Origin of the sequence: Proteus sp. CD3, from assembly GCF_008808075.1 — a bacterium.
GTDB lineage: Bacteria > Pseudomonadota > Gammaproteobacteria > Enterobacterales > Enterobacteriaceae > Proteus > Proteus appendicitidis.
This window is the reverse complement of record NZ_CP019686.1, coordinates 2,846,496-2,863,915: the sequence shown is the minus strand read 5'-3', so window position 1 is coordinate 2,863,915 and position 17,420 is coordinate 2,846,496. Positions and strand designations below refer to the sequence as shown.

Genomic DNA, 17,420 nt, shown 5'->3' with positions numbered 1-17,420 from the left:
ATGTACTCAACTATCGAACAAGCGAATGAAGCAGTTATCGAACGTATCCGTGAAGCCCGTCCTCACTGGTGTGATGTTAGCTTAGCAAAAGAAGTTGTTCCTACTTTAGAGACAGGTAAAAAATTACTTCACGCGGGTCCACCAGTAACTTGGGGTGAAATGAGTGGCCCTGTTCGCGGTGCATGTATCGGTGCTTCTTTATTTGAAGGCTGGGCAGAAACTGAAGAACAAGCATTGGCAATGTTAGAAGCGGGTGAAATTGAGTTTATTCCTTGCCATAACGTGAATGCAGTAGGCCCAATGGGCGGCATTACTTCTGCGCATATGCCAATGCTGGTTATCAAAAACCACATTCATGGTAACTACGCTTACTGCAACATGAACGAAGGTATCGGTAAAGTAATGCGCTTTGGTGCTTACGGTCCAGATGTGCAAGAGCGTTTACATTGGATGCAAAATAGCTTAGCGCCAGTATTAAAAGCAGCGATTGCAACGTTTGAAAACGGTATCGATCTGACGGCAATTATGGGGCAAGCCATTACGATGGGTGATGAATTCCACCAACGTAATATCGCTGCATCTGCGCTGTTATTGCGCCAGCTTGCACCAGTACTAGGCACTTTAGATTTTGAAGAAGCTGAAATCACCAAAGTGACTAAATTCCTGAGCATTACAGACCAATTCTTCCTGAACTTAGCCATGGCTTACTGTAAAGCTGCGATGGATGCGGGCGCTCAAATCAAGCAAGGTACTATCGTCACTGTAATGACACGTAATGGTAGTAACTTTGGTATTAAAATCAGCGGAATGGGTGACCAATGGTTCACTGCTCCAGTAAATACACCGCAAGGTCTGTTCTTCTCTGGCTTTAGCCAAGCAGATGCAAACCCAGATATCGGTGACAGTGCAATCACTGAAACATTCGGTATTGGTGGCGCAGCAATGGTTGCCGCTCCTGGTGTAACACGCTTTGTAGGTGCATCTGGTGGTATGGATGCGGCGCGTGAAGTGACTGAAGAAATGGCAGAGATCTATCTTGCTCGTAACATGATGTTGCAAATTCCAACTTGGGATTTCCAAGGTGCATGTTTAGGTTTAGATGCTCGCCGTGTGGTTGAAACGGGTATCACCCCGCTGATTAACACTGGTATTGCGCATAAAGAGCCGGGTGTTGGTCAGATTGGTGCGGGTACTGTACGAGCGCCTTTAGGTTGCTTTGAAAAAGCGATTGTTGCACTTGCTGAAGAGCTAGGTATCGACGCTTAATCTCGTTTTATAACGGCAAAGCACAGCAATAAAGGGGGCATTATGCAAATTCAAGCACTTCAAACCAGCCAGCATATCACTGATTTTGAAGGTGAGATTAAATGTGTGGGCATTTATGACCATGCTTTGAATTTCATTTGTCCTCAACAACGCTTAATGACTTTTCATCGTGAAGGAAAAGGATTAAGCCCGATGGGATGGTTACTGAAACAAGATGATTTTGATTATTTTGCAAAACAGTGCCATCCCTCGATTGTGATGGATATTAAAAATCATCAAGCGACACTCGCAAATAAGCTCATATTGATCGCAGGTCAAAATGAGAATTTGCGTTTACAGGATAAAGCGAATTTAGATTTGCGTTGGTTAGAAAGTTTTTTTTCTCTGTTATCTCCCTCGATTGCAACGGGGTTATACGGCTCTTTGAAAAATTACCGTCAAATCGCGCAACTTAGTGAAATAAAGTTATTAACTAAGCTGTTTCATAATCAGCTATTAGGCAATGCTGTTAACTGGGCTATTTTTACAGGGAAAGGCCCCGGATTAACGCCAAGTTCAGATGATATGCTGGTGGGTATGTTATTTGCACATTATTTAGCGGAGCCAGAAAATAAACTTAATAATTTTTTTAATAACACACCGCCTTTATCTGAATTGACCACCATTGTCAGTAAGCATTATTTGGAATATGCCACACAGGGAATATTTTCTACCTATCTCATTCAACTAGGTAAAAAAATAAAGAATAAAGAGATTATTTTTAAGGATATGTTGGAAATACTCTCTATTGGTCATCATTCCGGCGCGGATACCTTACTGGGATTATGGATTGGTTACCAAGTTAAAAAACAACAACAAAATATTGATTAAATATTTTTAATAAAAGAATTTATATAAACATTCGGATACGGATAATTATGAAAACAATTGTTATTGCTTTAGGCGGAAATGCATTATTGCAACGCGGAGAAGTTTTGTCTGCTGAAAATCAATATAAAAATATTGAATTGATGTCAGAGACAATTAATAAATTAGCTAAAGAGTATCGTGTTGTATTAGTACATGGTAATGGGCCTCAAGTTGGATTGCTTGCACTGCAAAACCTTGCATATCAAGATGTTCCTGCATATCCATTGGATATTTTAGTCGCAGAAAGCCAAGGTATGATTGGCTATATGATGATGCAGAAAATTAATCAAAATCATCCTGAACAAGCTATTACAACGGTAATGACTCGAGTTTCAGTTGATATTAATGATGAAGCATTTAACGATCCAAGTAAATTTATCGGCCCTATTTATGATGAAGCTGATAAAGCAGAGTTAATTGCGAAGTATCAATGGACATTTAAACAAGATGGTAAACATTATCGTCGTGTAGTGCCATCACCAACACCGAAAAAGATTATTGATATCGAGGCAGTAAGACTTTTATTAGATAAAGGTCATATTGTTATTTGTGGTGGCGGTGGCGGTATTCCTGTCAACAATTCAAATAATGAGTTTATTGGTAGTGAAGCTGTTATTGATAAAGATTTAACTGCGGCTTTAATTTCTCGTGAATTAAATGCAGAGCACTTTGTTATTTTAACAGAGGCGGATGCTATTTATAAAAATTGGGGTACACCAGAACAAGCTGCAATTCGTGAAGCAACACCAGAAGAACTTGCACCAATGGCTGTCGCTGATGGCGCAATGGGACCAAAAATTATGGCAGTGAGTGATTTTGTTAATGCAACAGGGCAACAAGCTCATATTGGTGCATTACAGAATATTCAACAAGTTATTGAAGGTCAGTCTGGCACTTTAATTTATAAGTCTTAATAAAAATGCTTTCAGGAGCGTCATTATGAACGATGCACAAGTCAATGAGAAAGGCAAAGTCCCTTATTGGGTCAAACTGACCATTATCTTCTTCTTTGGTTGGATTGCGCTGTATGGTAGCCGTGCTATTGTTGGTCCTTTAATGGTAAATATTGGTGCTGAGTTTGATCTATCCAAAGCTCAACTTGGCTCCATCATGAGTATTTTCTTTATCGGATATACTGCACTAAATATTCCATCAGGCATGATTGGTGACTATTTAGGTAAGAAAAAAGTATTAGTAACAGGTGTTGTTCTCTTTGGTGGATTCACCATTATTGCGGGTATGATGCCAACTTACGTGACCTTTATGTTTGCATGGGTCATGGTGGGGATATTCCAAGGTTTCTATTATGGTCCTCAGTATGGTTTATCCTCAGAAGCGATACCAAAACATCGTATTACATTAGGTAGTGCGATTATCAATAGTGGTATGGCATTTGGTTTATCGATTGGTTACTACATCTCAAGTATTTCTGTTGGTGAGATGGGAATGAGCTGGCGCGCGCCGTTCTATATCATTGGTGTACCAATTATTATCATTGGTTTGGTTATGTTATGGATCATCAAAGATAAGCCAAAAGCACAACCTGCGGCAGAAAATGGCGCACCAAAACAGAAAGTTAAACTGACATTTAAAGATTTATTTGGTAATCGTAATATCAACCTTGCGTATGTCACTATCTTCTGTTCAATCTATGGCTTCTTTGTATTAGTCACTTGGTTACCGTACTACTTAGAAACTGAGCGTGGAATTACTGGGACACAAATTTCAACTATCGCCTCATTAATGCCGTGGTTTGCTATTCCTGGTTCACTTATTTTTAGCTGGGTTTCAGATAAAATTGGTCGTCGTAAACCTGTATTACTGATCATGTTACCGCTGTCATTAGTCGCTATTCTTGCTGTGCCAATGTCAGAATCAATGCCTGTGTTAATTGGCGCGCTGATCCTTTACGGTATTGTTGGTAAAATCAGTACAAACCCAGTACTTGTTGCTGTGGTTGCTGATAACTCACCGCGACATGCACTAGGTACATCGTTTGGTGTCTATAACTGTATCGGTATGCTGGGTTCTGTTTTTGCCCCAACATTAACCGGTTTCTTATCAGACAAAACAGGTAGCATGGACTCCGGTTTCTACTTTGCGGCTATTCTGATTTGTATCGGTATTGTGGCAAGCCTCTTTATTAAAGAAAGCAACAACAATAATGAAGAAGCAAAAGTGTAGCACGCTATTCAGATAGTCACTGAATACACAGTAAAAGGGCAAACTTCGGTTTGCCTTTTTAATTTAAAGGATCGTAAAACGATTGCACACTCGGATGATTTTGCTTAAACAACTCCACTAAATAACTGACTACCGCGCCTTTTTTATCTTCACACCATGCTAATGAAAGGGGGGAGTTATGACGACGATTTTTCACTTCTTTCGCAATTAACTGCCCGCTATCGATCAGGGGTTTGCATAAACTTAATGGCAAAAATCCTATTCCCACGCCTTTTAAGTGACAGGCTAATTTGGTGTGTAAATCAGGTACACGGATCTCGTGCTGACCCGATAAGCGCCATGCAGTGCGTTTAGAAAGATGGCGAGACGTATCTTCGACGTTTACAGCAGAATACATACGCATTTGATCATCACTTAATACACCACTGATATTGGCTAAAGGATGATTAGGCGCGACAACAAATTGCCATTGAATTTCGCCCATCGCACAAATGTTAATATTATTCTTAAGGGATTCATTACCCGTAACACCGATAGCAAAATGGTAATCTTCATTAATAAGCGCATCCCAAACGCCCATATAGACTTGGCGAGTAATATGAAATTGGGTAGACGGAAAACGTTGATGAAGACAAGCCAACATACTGGCAACCGCAGTGCGATCATAAAGCAGATTATTAATGACAATGTTGACCTGATGCTCGACACCCGCGTTCATTTGTTGAAGTTCTACAGGCATTGATTCTAGCCATACAATCCATTGACGACATTTTTCTAAGAGATATTCGCCCGCTGGCGTGAGTGTCACGGTTCTTGTGGTGCGATTAAAAAGTTGGGTGCCGATATTTTCTTCTAATGTTTTTATACGGTAACTAATTGCGGCTGATGTTTTATGAAGCATATCGGCTGCTTTGGTAAAACTTTGGCAGTCGGCGACTTGTATAAAAGTGCGGATCATTTCTTGGTCTAACATATTTTTGTCCTGATGGCGAAAGAGGCAAATTCTCAGCAGATAATGCTGAACTAAAAAAAGAAAACAAAGCAAACAGAGCAAAGCTTACCTATTTTTCCTGAGGTCTATACCGCGAAGTAAGACAACTTCTTATCGTGTTAATGGATGTTATTATTTTCGGCTTATTGTTGTTTGCCGTATGAAGTTTTGATTATTTATAGATAAGCGACAAAGCATACTAACAAAAATTTCATCGGATGATGGGCGCAAATAAGAATATCTGTATTCTATTTGTGTGATTGCTTTCACGTTTCACTCATCCTTTTACTGATGAAGATAAGATGTCAGTAAAAGGTGGTGAAAATCAGGATAAAAAATCCTTCGATAAGATAAGAAAAAAAATCGATTAGGCTATTTTAAATGGGTAAGTAAAAAAGAGCAGATGAGTCAGATTAAGTGCAAAGTGAAATAGCGTTGAAACCCAGAGCCGACCACTCCACATCCAAGCTAACCCATAAATAATTCCCGCGAGTGAAGCAAAAACAACGAGCAATATTCCCCCTGCAAAGTGTGCTAAACCAAAGATAATGGCTGCTATTAGCAGAGCAACATAAGGAGGTAGATAGCGTGATAATGTTTGCTGAATTACACCTCTAAATAATGCTTCTTCAGCAAGTGATACAAAAAAGAGGTTCGCAAGAATAAAGGCGGGTAACCATGATGGTAAATGCAATTCAATTGCTAATCCCCCTAGTTTTACAGCGATCAATAACAATGCAGGAATAGCAATAATGAGCATTGCCCACTGTAATTTATTTGCTTTTTTTAATGGAGCGCAGACAAAAAGCGTAGGAATAAAGATCAGAAAAATAAAGGGTAATAATGCTTTATCAGCATTTAAATAAAAAGAAAAAGGGGCGCTTTTCATCCCTATAATGGCATGTGAAAGGTAACGTAAATTGTTAAAACCAGGAATAAGGTGAAAAGTTAATCCACTGGCGATAATGACAAGTGCGAGAATGATAATTGCTCTAAGTAGAGGCTGTGTTTTATAGCGAGAATAGGCGAATGCTAGTAAGAGAATACTAAAAATAACAGGCAAGGTATGCCATGTTATAACACCGGTTATAAATGCGCTAAGTGTTGTAAATATCAGTGTAATAAATGCAAGAGTGCGATTGAAACCCAAAAATAACAAAGAAAAAGCAAGAAGTAGCCAAGTGATCATAATTGTAAAGGATCTAAAATGAAAAGGGGCGTTAGGGTAAAAGATAGCGGTCTTTTAGGCTATCACTATAAATAAAAAAGTAGAGAAATCAGACCTCTTTACTCGTAATGGTTTTATTTAATCATTTGATTTATATATAAAAGATTAAATATTGATTTTTAATCCAAAATTAAAACAAATGTTTAATTTATATAATGATAGTCAATTTATGATACTAAATTGGTATAAGAAAAATAGGGTGTATAAACATGCCGATAGTTTTAATATCGGCATGTTAATCTATTTTTTAATCTATATAGGTCAGTTTACTTTTGATTAAACAGCGTAAAATTAAACGTAAAAATAGCGAATAACATGGAAGAAAATAGGTGCTGCAAAGCAGAGGGAATCCATTCTATCCATCATGCCACCATGACCTTCGATCATCGTACCAAAATCTTTTACGCCGCTGTCTCTTTTGATTGCAGACATACATAAACCACCCGCAAAACCCGCCAATGTAATGACTAAAGAGAGTAAAAATGCGGCCCACCATGAGAAAGGTGTTGCCCACCACAACATCATGCCAATAAGGCTGGCGGAGATAATGCCACCAAAAAAGCCTTCCACTGTTTTATTTGGACTTAATTTAGGCACGATAGGATGTTTGCCAAATAATTTACCAAACACATATTGCAGAACATCAGAAACTTGCACCACAATCATTAGGAATAGCAGTAAATTGATATTACGACCTTCGAAACCTTCAATTGGCAACATTAAAAGTGCGGGTGCGTAACTTAGGCAATAAATTGCTATCATCACGCTCCATTGCACTTTTGCCATACGTTCTAAGAAGTGGTGAGTATCACCTGAAAGTGCCATACGAGTTGGTATTAATAAGAAGGCGTAAACTGGAATAAATACCGCCATTAAGTTGTACCATTGCACACCAACAAGAATGTATTGGATAGGCAATATAACAAAGAAACACCAGAATAGCGCTTCATGATCACCACGATGTGTGGGTGTTAAGGTAATCAGCTCGCGTAATGCAAGCCATGAGATAATAGTAAAGAGGACGACAGAACCTATTGCTCCAATCCCTATGGCAACACCTGCAATAATACACATTACCCACCACGCGTTGATCCTTGAATTAAGATTCGTAATAGTGGATGTAGGACCTTTTACTGCCGCTAAAATAGCACCAATAATGCTGGCGATAATTAAGAAAGAGAAGAGCCCGATAAAGATCCAGATAACTTCGTTATTAATACGTTCCATTGTGTAGCTCCTCTAACGCACTTTTTGCTCTTACCAGAAACTCTTGTTTACTTTCATTTTCATGAGTGGCTTCAATAGGGGCGCCAAAAATTGCACTGCAAATAACAGGAACAACTAAGCGAGAGCCTTTAGGAAGAACTCTATTTAAGTTTTCCAGATAAATAGGGACTAATTGCACATCCGGATTTTTACGAGAGAGATGCCAAAGACCCGCTTTAAAATCTTGAATAGATTCGCCGTTGCCTCGAGTACCCTCAGGAAAAATAATTAAAGAATCCCCTTGGTCTAAAATATTTTGCATCAGAGCAAGTGCATTGGCTTTATTTGGTGTTGATGATGCTGCGTCATTAGCGGGCTGTCCTACGCTTTCTTCACAAGAATTTTCTTCTGGTGGAAAATTCATTTTGGCAGCATGACGAGGAATAAGAATGGCTCTAAAGATACGACGAGATAAATAACGGCGTAAGCGGTTTTTGTTCCAATAATCTTCAGCGGCAACAGGATGAACATAAGGGCGAATATTGGGTGCAAGACAAGACCAAATAACTAAGCCATCAAGATGACTCGAATGGTTAGCGTAATAAATACAAGGTATATCTTTTGCAATAGGGGAGGTTTGTTTAGCGCGAATACCTGTTAAAAATCGACAAATAGAGACTAAGACGGATGATACCACTTTTGCATCTAAAGCAAGTTTTCCATTTTTCATTAATCAGACACCTTGTGCTAAATCCCGTAAAATTCGACGGGTTCTGAAAATTGTGGTCAGCATTGAACCTAAAATAATAATCCATAATGAAATAAAAAAGAGCCATATTCCCCAAAGATTGGGAATAAATGCAGCAACAACAGCAACAGAGGTTAATAACGCCATTCGGTGTTGTTTTGCCATGGGACCTGTAAATTGTTGATCTAGCCCACAAGCACCACCTAATACACGAACATAAGCGGTCATTACTGCAAAAAAAGCACCCACCCAGCCCAAGGTAATGGCCATAGAAAAGTCAGAAGATAGCCCATAGCCGACACCCAAAATAATTAAAGTATCGGCAATTCTGTCTGGTAATTCATTATAGACAGCCCCTACAGGGCTTTTCATGCCTCCTTCTACGGCAACCATACCATCGAGTAAATTACAAATGAGGCGACCTTGGATCATGATAGCGCCAAGGATCAGTAAAATTGAGCGTAATAATCCAGATGTATAAAAGAGGGCACAAAAGAGTGAGAAGCCTGCCAGTAATGCAAATACGACACTAAACACGGAAATACCGTTAGGCGTAGCCCCTTTTTGTTGTAAGTAGCGGCTGCACTTTGTGGCCCAGTTTGTTTGTCTTGCTTTTATTGGGCGGCGGTTTTTATCTTGAGCGTTCATTTTTCTTTGTAAAAAGCGAGTTAGGAGGTTATAGCATAAGGGCATTTGGTCAAAGTGAAAATAAGAATAAACGTATAAGTTTAACTTATGTTTTTTTATGCAGATTAATTCCTCCGTGTTTTGCTCTTATTAAGACTGTAAATCAATCATTAATAATCATTTGTTTTTCTAGGTGTTAATACCTATTTGAAGCTAGTAAATTATACTTACATGTTCTGATCATTTAATGATGCTCTTTATTGGAGTGTTATTAAGTAGAAATGGTAAATGATGTATTACATTAATTAAACTATAAAGAGAATAAATTTCTTAAGTAAAAGGGAGTATAAAAGGAAATAATTATTATTATTTCTTATTTTACTGTTTAAATAATCGTAATTAAAACACTTCTATTAGAATTTTCTTATAAGGAATTTTTTGTTTAAATCGAAAATCAAAACGCATAAATAGTCTTTAAATGGGCATAAAAAAAGAGACGGGGATTTCTTTTGTATTATTTTTTACTCATTAATAATTTTCTTCGTGAAATAAGAATAAAGAAAATGAGAAATTAGAAATGAGAATAATCATCTTTATAATAAGTGAAAAATGATTTATATCAAATGAAGGGCTTCATCTACTCTTATATTGCTATTATTAATAAAAAACAATCATAATAGTTATTAATAATAGCGATTATGAAAATAATATATACAAGTGTTTTAAATTGAAATTAAACGAACCCAAATGAAAGGGGGCATCAAAATAAGTTGCCGCCCTTTCTATCGTAGAATGGTGTCTAGCGTATTAATTATTCCCATATTAGGTGTAATTCATCCAAAATAGAATGTTTTTAGAAGTACAGCTTCTTTTCATTAATAAATATTAATGAAAATTAAACAGGTCATATCGTTATATGGCAAGATAATACAACCCATTGATAAATAGAAATCACATTGTAAATTAGTTTGCTCTTAAGTCATATTTCTTAAAGAAATCATACTCTTGAACTAATTGTGGTAGTGATCTTATTTTCAATTTCGTATACATATTTGAACGATGAACTTCAACTGTACGAGGCGATAACGAAAGCTTTTCTGCCGCTTCTTTGCTCGTATTTCCTTCAAGGATCATCTCCATAACCTCTTTTTCTCTATTAGATAACTTACCAAATTTATCTTTTAGAGATATATATGTTCGGAATTGCTCAACTTCACTTTCATAATGTAAGAAAGATTCCGAGACAATATTAAGAAGCTCATTCACATTTAGAGGACGAGTTAAATATTCAAAAGCTCCTGATTTAAATGCGCTACGACAACTCTCAATGGAACTATCCCCAGAAATAATAATAACAGGAATGATGTTTCTCAATTTGTTGAGTTCTTTAATCAGTGCAATTGATGGTGCTGCACTACTTTTTGTATTAATTATGATGCACTCTTTATGTGCTCCTTTTGTTGATGAAAAATAGTATTTCAAGAAAGCCTGTTCATTTGAATAGGTTTTCACATTAGCCGCTAAAGAAGAAAGAACGGCTTTAAGTTGAACTTTTGTACTGTCATCTTCAAAAGTGATTAAGTGGATTATTGATTCCATATGTTGCTCCTGGTTTTACTCTTCTCTTACACTAAAAGTGAGTGAGTAACGAAATTTGACTAATTTATAAGTTTTTTGTGTAGGGTAACATTCACGCAACGGAGCCATATTCAGAATATATCAAATTAAAAATGATTAATACTTTTGCATTATATTATAGATAAAATATCAGAACTTTGTTTTGTTTCAATATTTGTATTTTATAGATAAGAATAATTTATTTCTATAATGAAAGGATGAGATAACTATTATTAATTGTAACTAAGTTTTTTCTCGTAAGTGATTTTAACTATATTAAACTCATCTAATAAGTAAAAAAAATAATATATTTAGGTGTTTTTCCATGAAGTAATTAATAGTCTAATTTGGTTACAATACAATTCCCTTTGTGGCTTTTTGACTTTACTTCTTGTAAAATAGCACTTTATTTCTATTGACCCTTTTTAATAAACCAACCGAGCCAATACTATGGCGTCACTGAAAGATGTAGCTCGACTTGCATCCGTTTCTTTGATGACAGTCTCAAGAGCGATTAATAACCCTGAGTTATTAAAACCAGAAACACTGAAACAAGTCCAAAATGCGATTGATCAACTTAACTATGTTCCAGATTATTCTGCACGAAAAATTCGTGGTCAAGGAACAAAGGTATCCTCAATTGGTGTTCTGGCAATTGATACCGCAACGACACCATTTTCTGTGGAAATGATTTTATCGATAGAACAAACCGCCAGAGAATTTGGTTGGAGTTCATTTGTTGTTAATTTGACTGCACAAGATTGTTATGAAAATGCCATTTGGCAACTTTTGGCTCAACGCCCAGATGGTATTATTTATACCACGATGGGGTTGCGTGAAATCACCGTACATGAAAAGCTGCTTGATAAGAATTTAGTGTTAGCAAACTGCTTGGATAAAACGCACGCTTTTCCAACTTATATTCCCGATGACTATCATGGGCAGTATTTTGCGATGAAAAAAGTTATCGAGAAAGGGTATCGCCGCCCTTTGTGCTTTTATATACCTGAAGAATCTGTTGCAGGTCCTATTCGTCGTAAAGCCGTTGAAGATGCTTGGCAAGAGGCTGGATTGCCATTGGCAGATCTACAACAATATACGATGATGTTTGGTGATGAACACTATCGTGATGTGATTGAAATATTGAAAAAGCATTGTGTTCATCAAAAAGCTGACTTCGATATTCTCATTTGTGGTAATGACCGTATTGCATTTTTAGCTTACCAAGTTTTACTTTCTATGGGGTTACGTATTCCAGAGCAAGTAGCTGTTTTGGGATACGATAATATGATTGGTACAGGAGAGTTGTTTTATCCACCATTAACGACGGTACAACTTCCTCATTATGAATTAGGTAAAGAAGCAACGTTACATATTATTCAAGAGCGAAACCATAGAAATACCGTACATGTACCTTGTCAATTAGTTGAACGTGAGTCTATTTAAAGACTCACGTCTTACTTCTTACTTATCTTCTCAATATCAGTAAATACTATTTAGCTGCCAATATTGACCATCGATCAGTGTTGCATCACCATTCATGGCAAAAAGACGTAAAGTTTGAGCATCTTGTTGAGCATAATATCGGCTGCTAAAGGTGAATTCACCTTTGTTTACAAAGATTTCAATTGATGAACGATCAATGAAAATACGTAAATTCAATTCACAACCTTCAGGTAATGGAATACTTCTAGCGCCACTCATATTGTGCTGAGGATAATGGCGGTTAAGAACTAAACGATGTGATTGATTATCAACAAATAGCTCTAGCCCTTCACCTATCCATAAACCAAATTTTTCAGCATGACTGTCTAAAGATAACGTTAAGTCGAGTTCGATAGCGGCAGTATTATTTATTAGCTCGATAGATTGATTACTGAGTGTTACTGGTTGAATAGTCTGTTTTTCTTGGCGCAATGATTCGACTTCTTTAACGGGGATCATGCGTAAGCGATTTTTCGATTTATCAAATGTGATTTCACGAGGGAGTGTAAAACAGCCAGACCAAAATTCAGATTTTGAAGGCATTGGCGAATTCCACATATCCATCCATCCCATTGAAACGCGACGACCATCAGGTGTCATAAATGATTGTGGCGCATAATAGTCATGCCCATTATCAAGCTCAATAAAATGCCCTTGTGGTTTAAAAGGTTGATTTGGCGACCACTGGCCAATTAATGCACCTGATTGAAAGAGGTTGCGATATTGATAGCCTTCAGCTCGTTTACCTTGTGGTGAGAAGACGATCGCAAATTCGTTTTCTTGGCTGATAGGAAAGAAATCAGGGCACTCCCACATATAGACATTTTTATCATCCGTTTTTCCTAAAACAGTGTAATCGTTGTTCCACTGCTGCCCTTCCTCAAATAAGGTTTCGCTTGAGAAGAGTAGGACTTGTCCTTGATCTTTTTCATCACGAGCGCCAACAACCATCCACCATCTACCTTCTTGATACCAAACTTTAGGATCACGAAAATGCATATAACCTTTAGGGGGTTCTAAAACGATCCCTTTTTTCTCAAAATGAATACCATCTTCACTAACAGCAACACATTGCGCTTCATAGATTTGACTATCATCTCCTTCAGTAGCTAACCAGTTGTGTCCGGTATAGAAAAGATAGAGTTTACCTTCATGGCTAATAGCTGATCCTGAGAAACAACCACTTTTGTCGTAGTCATCTCCCGGCGCTAACGCAATAGGTTGGTGCTGCCAGTGGATCATGTCGGCACTTGTGGCATGTCCCCAATGCATTGGTCCCCAATCTTGAGAATAAGGATGGTGCTGATAGAAGGCATGATATAAACCATCATGATAAATAAGACCATTAGGATCATTTAACCAGCCCGCAGGTGCTGCCAAATGAAACTGGGGATAAAATTTATTGCCTCGTTTTTCAATCAAGGTATTTAAGGCTTTTGTTGATTGTTCTAAGCGGTGTTTCATATCATTATCCTTATTATATTTCAGAGTTATTAGTGTGTTTTTAAGATCATATAAAGGGTAAAGAACAGACGTAATCACACTATGACTCTTGTTGTTAACGATAACATTTAGAGTGAAAAAAATACGATGTATGAGATTGACTTTATCATCTTATCTCATTATGTTAACGTTATCAGTGTGGATTTACGAGCAATATCTTTACTTATTCGTTATGAATAGTCATAAAAACAGAATATAGTTAAGAAAAATAATTGCTTATCTTCAGGAGAGATTATGAAAGTCTGGTCTTTAGGTGACGCTGTTGTTGACTTGATCCCATTGCAAAACATGCAATATGAAGCATGTGCTGGTGGTGCGCCAGTCAATGTTGCTGCGGGCGTTGCTAAGCTTGGTCAACAAAGTGGTTTTATTGGACGTGTCGGTGAAGATGCGTTCGGCCATTTTATGCAAAAAACATTGTTTGATCTGGGCGTTGATACTCGGACAATGGAATTTGATGAATTTCATCGTACCAGTACTGTTCTTGTCTCTTTACAAGAAAATGGTGAGCGTGATTTTACTTTTTTAGTCGCTGAGTCTGCTGATCAATTTTTAACAGAAAAATCTTTACCTGCGTTTGAAAAAGATATTTTGCATTTTTGCTCTTTAGCATTAGTGAATCCCATTTGTCGCTCGACCTTAGATTGTGCAATCAAAAATATTAAAGAAAGCGGTTCACTACTGAGTTTTGATATTAATTTACGTCCTCAAATGTGGCGTGATCATGAGGAAATGCGCGAAATTATCGATAATTATGCGCATAAAGCTGACATTTTAAAATTATCAGAAGATGAGCTTACGTGGATGACACAAGAAGTGACATTGAATAATGCACTTAAAAAATTAGAAGATTATCCCGCTCGTTTAAAAGTGATCACCCAAGGCTCTAAAGGTTGTTTAGTTTTAACGCCAAATACGCAAGTCGCATTTAGTGCCTTTATCGTTGAATGTATTGATACAACAGGTGCTGGCGATGCCTTTATGTCAGGTCTGTTAGCTGCGCTTGCTGAATATGGTTTTGCTGAAGATGAACAATATTTATCAAAAATAGTAACGCAAGCAGCTGCTTGTGGCGCTTTAGCCACCACTCAAAAAGGGGCGATAGCAGCGGCACCAAGTCGTAAAAAATTACATGATTTTGTTCAGCAGCAACCGCCTTTACATGTTAGGGAGATTTTCTAACAACTTACCCTTTTTTCTGGTTGTGGTTTTTACCACGGTTTTCCCTTAATGGTATCTTTTTTTCTCCATTTATAACGACTTTTCTCGGAGTGGTTATTTGTGGAGATTTTTTTATCTTGTCTATGCCGTCGCACTGATGTTTGATCAATCAATCAGCGATGATGATCATATTGTTCTGTCTATTTTAAGCGTATGATATTCAATCTTATTGACTTTTATTGATGGAACATTAAATGTTGGCTCAATCGGGCGCGGTATTAGCCATTTTTTCTTATATTCTTTGGGGAATAACCCCTCTGTTTTATCGGCTGTTACCCGGAGCGCAGCCATTAGAAATGCTGGCTCAGCGTTTGATCTGGTCTATCCCTCTTTTATTACTCGTCCGACTCTTTATTAAAAATAGAACACGATGGCGCGCTGTTTTACAAGATAAGCGCTCTGTTTTTATGTGTCTATTTAGCTCAATGGCTATGGCCGTTTCTTGGTGTACATTTACCTATGCATTAACTCATCAACAAGTATTAGAAGCGAGCTTGGGGTATTTTATTAATCCACTTTTCTCAATTTTATTAGGCGTCATATTTCTTAAAGAAAAGCTGAATCCAGCAGAAAAATGGGCTGTTACCTTAATTTGTGCCGGTGTGGGCTATCAATTGTGGATGTACGGTGAATTACCCGTACTCGCTATCATGATGGGGGGCGCATTTGCTGTATATGGCTTGATCCGTAAGTTTATTCGTTTTGATGTGATCACGTCTTTGTTTATGGAAACACTTTGGTTGCTGCCTTTAGCCATAGCTGCCACTATTTGGCTGTTGATTACAGAGAAAAGCGCACTACCTTCTGCAGATAATCTGACTCGTTTTTATTATATTCTAACAGCTCCGGTCACTATACTGCCGTTATTGTTTTTTACCGCCGCAGTCAAACGAACAACATTAACTGTCATCGGATTAGCACAATATATTGAACCAACCATTCAATTTTTACTGGCTGTTTTCTTATTCCATGAAGCTTTTGATGAAGTAAAAGGCGTGAGTTTCTCACTGATTTGGTTAGGGCTTTTATGCTGTATCTTAGCACTTATCCGCAAACGCCTTAATTATCTAAAAATTCAAAAAGGAAAACGTAGCCAAACGATGTAATGTTTTTATTTATCTATTTCTCTGCCTGATTATTTTTTTATCTAGCTATTTTTCTATCAAGCTAAATCCGCTATGCTATATCAAAAGCAATCGTTTGCGTAGTTGCGGTTTTTATTAATGGTGAGGATAAAAAATGACAGTGCTGGGTACGGCTCTTACGGCAAGTGCAACAAAAGTGATGTTATTGGGTGCCGGTGAATTAGGCAAAGAAGTTGCGATAGAATGCCAACGCTTAGGAATTGAAGTGATTGCCGTTGATCGCTATCTCAATGCTCCTGCTATGCATGTTGCTCATCGTCATCATGTTGTAAATATGCTTGATAGCGATGCATTAAAGCAAGTTATTAAACAAGAGCGACCTGATTTTATCGTTCCTGAAATTGAGGCTATTGCAACAACGTTACTGGTTGAATTAGAGCAAGCGGGGCAAAAAGTGGTTCCTTGCGCCCGTGCTGTAAAACTAACAATGGATAGAGAAGGTATTCGTCGTTTAGCCTCGGAAACACTGTATTTACCTACATCGAACTATCAATTTGTTGATGATGAAGTGAGCTTTAAAAAAGCAGCACTAGAAATAGGCTTCCCTTGTATTGTAAAACCTGTCATGAGCTCATCCGGAAAAGGGCAAAGTGTTATTCGTAGTGAAAGCGATTTATCACACGCTTGGACTTATTCTCAAGAAGGTGGGAGAGCGGGAAAAGGGCGCGTGATCGTTGAGAAAATGATCCCGTTTGATTTTGAGATAACGTTACTGACTATTCACGCTGTTGATGGTATCCATTTTTGCGCCCCTATTGGTCATCGACAAGAGAAAGGAGATTACCGTGAATCATGGCAACCTCAAAAAATGAGTGATATCGCGCTTGCTAAAGCACAGCATATTGCGAGTAAAGTGGTTGAGAACTTAGGGGGCTATGGTTTATTTGGTGTTGAGTTATTTGTTCAAGGTGATGAGGTATTCTTTAATGAAGTCTCACCTCGCCCTCATGACACAGGATTGGTGACACTAATTTCTCAAGACTTATCAGAGTTTGCGCTTCATGTGCGTGCTTTTTTAGGCTATCCCATTGGTGGAATTCGCCAATTAGGTCCTTGCGCATCAGCGGTTATTTTACCGGCGCTTTATAGTACAAATATCGTATATTCTGGTATTGAAAAAGCGTTGAAGGCAAATCGTCAAATTCGCCTTTTCGCTAAGCCTGAAATTGCTGGCACTCGCCGTTTAGGTGTGGTGCTTGCTCATGCTGATACAATAAAACATGCATTGGATGAAGCAACAGCAGGTGCCAAGACTATTATTGCCAGTGACGCTCAAAAATAACGATATAA

15 protein-coding genes are annotated in these 17,420 nt (G+C 37.8%); 8 read left to right on the top strand and 7 right to left on the bottom strand.

Going from position 1 to position 17,420, the window contains the following annotated elements:
- From BTA34_RS12885 to BTA34_RS12870, 4 genes are read left to right on the top strand one after another with little or no spacing between them, the layout of a single operon-like run.
- Complete coding sequence (locus tag BTA34_RS12885) at nucleotides 1-1,266, top strand: DUF1116 domain-containing protein (RefSeq protein WP_151435924.1); 1,266 nt, start codon at nucleotides 1-3, stop codon at nucleotides 1,264-1,266.
- A gap of 42 nt (nucleotides 1,267-1,308) precedes the next feature.
- A complete protein-coding gene (locus tag BTA34_RS12880) occupies nucleotides 1,309-2,136 on the top strand; it encodes a DUF2877 domain-containing protein (protein ID WP_151435923.1) in 828 nt (275 codons plus the stop codon).
- 47 nt (nucleotides 2,137-2,183) lie between these two features.
- On the top strand, nucleotides 2,184-3,089 hold the full coding sequence (locus BTA34_RS12875; RefSeq protein WP_100160113.1) for a carbamate kinase: 906 nt from the start codon (nucleotides 2,184-2,186) through the stop codon (nucleotides 3,087-3,089).
- A 25-nt stretch (nucleotides 3,090-3,114) separates the two neighbouring features.
- A complete protein-coding gene (locus BTA34_RS12870) occupies nucleotides 3,115-4,359 on the top strand; it encodes an MFS transporter (RefSeq protein ID WP_151435922.1) in 1,245 nt (414 codons plus the stop codon).
- 58 nt (nucleotides 4,360-4,417) lie between these two features.
- Here the strand turns inward: BTA34_RS12870 and allS are convergent, their stop codons facing one another.
- The 6 genes from allS to BTA34_RS12840 form a co-directional block, all read right to left on the bottom strand.
- Entirely contained in the window at nucleotides 4,418-5,332 is a 915-nt protein-coding gene (gene allS / locus BTA34_RS12865) for an HTH-type transcriptional activator AllS (protein WP_023582643.1), read from the bottom strand.
- 385 nt (nucleotides 5,333-5,717) lie between these two features.
- The gene (locus tag BTA34_RS12860) at nucleotides 5,718-6,539 is read right to left on the bottom strand and encodes a CPBP family intramembrane glutamic endopeptidase (RefSeq protein ID WP_151435921.1); all 822 of its coding nucleotides are present in this window, start codon (nucleotides 6,537-6,539) and stop codon (nucleotides 5,718-5,720) included.
- 330 nt (nucleotides 6,540-6,869) lie between these two features.
- Nucleotides 6,870-7,805, bottom strand: a complete 936-nt coding sequence (locus tag BTA34_RS12855; protein ID WP_151435920.1) for a phosphatidate cytidylyltransferase — start codon at nucleotides 7,803-7,805, stop codon at nucleotides 6,870-6,872.
- Nucleotides 7,792-8,514, bottom strand: a complete 723-nt coding sequence (locus BTA34_RS12850; protein WP_151435919.1) for a lysophospholipid acyltransferase family protein — start codon at nucleotides 8,512-8,514, stop codon at nucleotides 7,792-7,794. Before BTA34_RS12850 ends, BTA34_RS12855 begins: the two co-directional genes overlap by 14 nt.
- A 3-nt stretch (nucleotides 8,515-8,517) precedes the next feature.
- A complete protein-coding gene (locus BTA34_RS12845; protein WP_151435918.1) occupies nucleotides 8,518-9,180 on the bottom strand; it encodes a CDP-alcohol phosphatidyltransferase family protein in 663 nt (220 codons plus the stop codon).
- Nucleotides 9,181-10,122: 942 nt separating this feature from the next.
- A complete protein-coding gene (locus tag BTA34_RS12840; protein WP_151435917.1) occupies nucleotides 10,123-10,758 on the bottom strand; it encodes a response regulator transcription factor in 636 nt (211 codons plus the stop codon).
- A gap of 468 nt (nucleotides 10,759-11,226) precedes the next feature.
- Between BTA34_RS12840 and BTA34_RS12835 the strand changes: the two genes are divergently transcribed.
- Nucleotides 11,227-12,222, top strand: a complete 996-nt coding sequence (locus BTA34_RS12835; protein ID WP_151435916.1) for a LacI family DNA-binding transcriptional regulator — start codon at nucleotides 11,227-11,229, stop codon at nucleotides 12,220-12,222.
- Nucleotides 12,223-12,258: 36 nt separating this feature from the next.
- On the opposite strand, the gene BTA34_RS12830 is transcribed toward BTA34_RS12835, so the two are convergent.
- Entirely contained in the window at nucleotides 12,259-13,725 is a 1,467-nt protein-coding gene (locus tag BTA34_RS12830) for a glycoside hydrolase family 32 protein (protein WP_151435915.1), read from the bottom strand.
- Nucleotides 13,726-13,998: 273 nt separating this feature from the next.
- Between BTA34_RS12830 and BTA34_RS12825 the strand changes: the two genes are divergently transcribed.
- The 3 genes from BTA34_RS12825 (at nucleotide 13,999) to purT (ending at nucleotide 17,412) form a co-directional block, all read left to right on the top strand.
- Nucleotides 13,999-14,946, top strand: a complete 948-nt coding sequence (locus tag BTA34_RS12825; RefSeq protein ID WP_151435914.1) for an aminoimidazole riboside kinase — start codon at nucleotides 13,999-14,001, stop codon at nucleotides 14,944-14,946.
- Between the two features lie 233 nt (nucleotides 14,947-15,179).
- On the top strand, nucleotides 15,180-16,091 hold the full coding sequence (gene rarD / locus BTA34_RS12820; RefSeq protein WP_151435913.1) for an EamA family transporter RarD: 912 nt from the start codon (nucleotides 15,180-15,182) through the stop codon (nucleotides 16,089-16,091).
- Between the two features lie 133 nt (nucleotides 16,092-16,224).
- Nucleotides 16,225-17,412: a formate-dependent phosphoribosylglycinamide formyltransferase gene (gene purT / locus BTA34_RS12815; protein ID WP_151435912.1), complete on the top strand. Its 1,188-nt coding sequence runs from the start codon at nucleotides 16,225-16,227 to the stop codon at nucleotides 17,410-17,412.
- Nucleotides 17,413-17,420: the final 8 nt, after the last annotated feature.